3 protein-coding genes are annotated in these 3,665 nt (G+C 47.6%); all 3 read left to right on the top strand.

Features of this window, described 5'->3' with window-relative positions; all coding sequences use genetic code 11:
* Positions 1–179 precede the first annotated feature (179 nt).
* Positions 180–2,357, top strand: coding sequence for an ABC transporter permease subunit (locus FP827_07625; protein MBA3052936.1), 2,178 nt, complete (start codon positions 180–182; stop codon positions 2,355–2,357).
* Positions 2,347–3,204, top strand: a complete 858-nt coding sequence (locus FP827_07620) for a DUF4340 domain-containing protein (protein MBA3052935.1) — start codon at positions 2,347–2,349, stop codon at positions 3,202–3,204. The genes FP827_07625 and FP827_07620 overlap by 11 nt, the downstream gene beginning before the upstream one ends.
* A 152-nt stretch (positions 3,205–3,356) precedes the next feature.
* Positions 3,357–3,665 (top strand): hypothetical protein (locus tag FP827_07615; protein MBA3052934.1); only part of this gene is annotated, 309 nt, incomplete at its 3' end.

Raw genomic sequence — 3,665 nt, 5'->3', positions numbered from 1 at the left:
GGTGTTGAAATAGTCTATACCGAGGGCAACGATATCAGGAGCGCTGTCTTTTCGCTCTGCGCGGCCAGGAAATGGAAGGTGCTGGAAATGCATACACGGAAAAAAGGCCTCGAGGAGATATTTAAAACCCTCACCGAAGAAAACGGCGGAAGGGAAGTTGCGGATCCGGGAGCCGGTCAATGAAAAAGGAAGCCGTTTTTACAATAGCGAAAAAAGAGTTCGCTGATTATTTCACGAGCCCCATGGCTTATATCATACTCACGGTTCTGTGGCTTGTGACAGGGTGGTTTTTTACATCGTCCATCTTCCTTATAGGAGAAGCTACGCTGGCGGGCGTGACATCGAATCTGGACCTGCTTCTTGTTTTCATTGTGCCGGCCATTGCCATGCGGCTGATCTCCGACGAAAAACGCGCAGGGACGATTGAGAATCTTTTGACAAGCCCCATAGAGGCGAAAGAGGTTGTCGTCGGTAAATATTTAGGGTCGCTTGCCGTTATCCTCATAGCTCTTCTGGGAATGGCCGTCTATCCTGTGTCTCTGTCTTTTATAGGCAGAATGGACTGGGGCCAGGCTCTGGGCATGTTCGCCGGTTATTTTATGCTCGCGGGAATGTATCTGGCCGCGGGGCTTTTCGCTTCGTCGCTTACGGAGCAGAATGTGTCGGCTTATCTCATATCTTTTGTTATCTGTTTCACTTTTTTTATGATAGGAAAGGCTTTGCCGGTGATGCCGGATTTTCTTCAGGGGGCTCTTTCCTTCATCGCCGTGGATACCCATCTGGACAATACCGCGAAAGGCGTTATCGACATAAGGGATATAATGTATTTCGCCTCTTTCACGGGGTTGTTCCTTGTTTTGTCCGAATGGAGGATCTCGGCCTTTAAAAAGAACAGGAACACCGCGTCGTTCATATTGCTGGGAATTCTGATAGTGGCGAACTACTTCGCGTCCTATTATTTTCTCAGGATAGATATGACTTCCGTGAAATCTTATTCGCTTTCAAAGGCCTCAAAGAAAACGGCCCGCGCTTTTGATGAACGCGTCGTTATCAAGGCCTATTTTAATAACGATCTTCCAGCACAGTACCTGAATATCAAAAACTATCTTGCGGATCTTTTGCAGGAATACAAATCATACAACAGGTCTAAAATTATCTTTGAGTTCAAGAACCCTTCCGGCAATCCCGGGGTGATGAAAGAGGCCGGCTCGGAGGGGCTTTTTCCGATACAGTTCACCAGGATAGCCGCGGATAAATATGAGGTGAGCGACGGATACATGGGCCTGGTCATCTATTACGCCAAGGGGGATAGGAAGGAAGTGATTCCGTATGTGAAAGACACCTCCGGGCTGGAGTATGTTTTAACCTCGGCTTTTAAAAAACTGCAGGATCCCTCCCGCAAAAAAATAGCCCTTATAAAAGCTTTCGGCTCAAGCGATTTATCAGGAAACCCCGAACTCGAGGCGCTCGTGAGGGAACATTATGATATGGAGGAATTGCTGCCCGGCTCTTCAGCCGACGCTTTTTCAGCGGCGCTGCTCATATCGCCCTCGGACGCTCCGGCTAAGGGTGAAATGGAATGGTTCCATTCAATAAGCAAAAAAGTTCCGGCGGGTATTTTTATAGACAGGCTGGATGTGCCTTCCGATACCTTTTACGGCATAAGAAAAAAATGTGATATTGCCGCTCTCCTGGCCCCTTACGGCCTTAAGATCTACGACGGGACGGTGCTCGACGCGCAGAACCAGCGGATAGGCGTTCAGCAGCAGAGAGGCCGGTTCATCATATCCAATATTGTGAATTACCCGCCTTTTGTGGCGGTTACAAATTTCAGCCCGGCCACCATAAGCGCGAAAATGGAAAGAGCCGTCCTGCCCTATGTGTCGGCCTTTGAAGTTGACAAAAGCAGCTCATCCGGGACAGAGGCTTTCGCTTTCTCATCCAAAAAATCATGGCTGGACACGATCACCGTCTTTAACCCCCTTCAGAAATTTATTAAGCCGATCGACGCTCCCGAAGGCCCGTTCGCGCTGGGTGTGGCTGTCGTTAAAGAACCTTTGAGGATGGCCGTCCTCGGCACCTCAAGATTTATAGATTCGTCTGTGGCGGAGGACCCCTCAAACGCGTCGTTCTTTCTCAATATAATTGACTGGCTCGTGCAGGAAACGGATCTGATAGAAATCAGGAACAAGGGTGTTCTGTTCCGGCCGCTCAAAAAAATCTCCGACCCCGCCCGGATCGCGTTTAAATATGTCAATATTTTTCTCAGCCCGCTCCTTCTTTTTGCCGCCGGCATGATTGTGTGGAAGCGGAGCGCCTTAAAAAGGGAGCGCTTTAAACGGATATATGAACCGTAAATTATCAGTTGTACTCGGCATACTCATACTTATAGCCGTCGTGCATCATTACATTCAGAACGCTCCGGCGGGAATACGGCCTTTTTCAAAAATAAAAGACATCACGGCCGTAGAGATAGAGAATTTTCAAAGCGGCGAGAAAGCAAGGATTGTGAGAAGGGAAGGCGACTGGGAAATAATCACTTCCACGAATTATCCCGCGGATTCCAGGCGCGTGCGAATGCTGGCGGGCGAAATCCAGAACTTGAAATTTGAAAACGTAATATCCCTTTCGGCAAACAAACGATTTGAACATGATCTCAGCTCCTCTTCGGCGATAAGGCTCACGGCCGAGGGCAAAAAAAACGTCTCTGTCCTCATAGGGAAGCAGGCCTTTGGCAGGAATCATTTTTACGCCGGTTTTGAAAATGACGATAAATCCTATCTTGCCGGGGGTATAAGGAGGGAGCTCGTCTTAACGGGGGCGGATTACTATAGAAAACGCCATATAGCCTCAGTCAGGGAAGAAGACGCTGTACTTTTGCGGGTCAAGAGCGGTGAAAAGACATACAGCCTTTCCAGAGGCGAGTCGGGCTGGGATTTTCAGTCAGGCTCGCCCGGAGATTTTTATAAGTTCGTCTCATATTGTCTGAACATGACGGCTTCGGGTTTTTACGACGCCGCTTTCATCTCTACACACGAGATAGAAATAACAAAAAAAGACGGGAGCATCATCGTGTGGGAATTAGGCAAAGTGACAGAAGATAAATTCTGCGCCCGTGTCCCCGGGGAAAACGGTTATTATATTGTCCCGTCGGAAAAAGCTGAAAATATTATTCGGTTTTTTCAAAAAAACGCCCCCCGATAGTTGCGTGACATAAATCACCAAAAAAAACCTTGACAGGTGTTGTCAGTCATGGTAAAATTCGAAGTGATTAAGAATGATTTTATGAAAAAGAATTATTTGCCGAGCGGCTTTGCGGCCCTGCGGCATAGAGGTTTTTCCGGGAGGACATTATTATGAAAAATTTTATCAAAGGACTGGTCGTGATGCTTATCGCCAGCGCTTATTCGTTTGCAAGCGTTCAGATGTTTCTTGATTCTATGGAAGGGTTTGATTTTTCCATTGGAAACAGCACAGGTTTTGGATCCGGCGCGGATATAATATATTCATCGGGGACTTACACAGTCGGCGTGCTGGAATTTGAACTTTATAACAGCAGCCGGGGAATACGCGATGTGGGCAATGTCAGCATAGACACTGTTAACTCATTTGATAATGCGCTTGACGAAAACGGCGGACATATCGTACCGATGCTGAATTATTGT

The sequence above is a fragment of the Candidatus Omnitrophota bacterium genome (assembly GCA_013791745.1).
Classification (GTDB): Bacteria; CG03; CG03; order CG03; family CG03; genus CG03.
The sequence above is the reverse complement of the archived record's forward strand: the minus strand, read 5'-3'. Positions and strand labels throughout refer to the sequence as shown.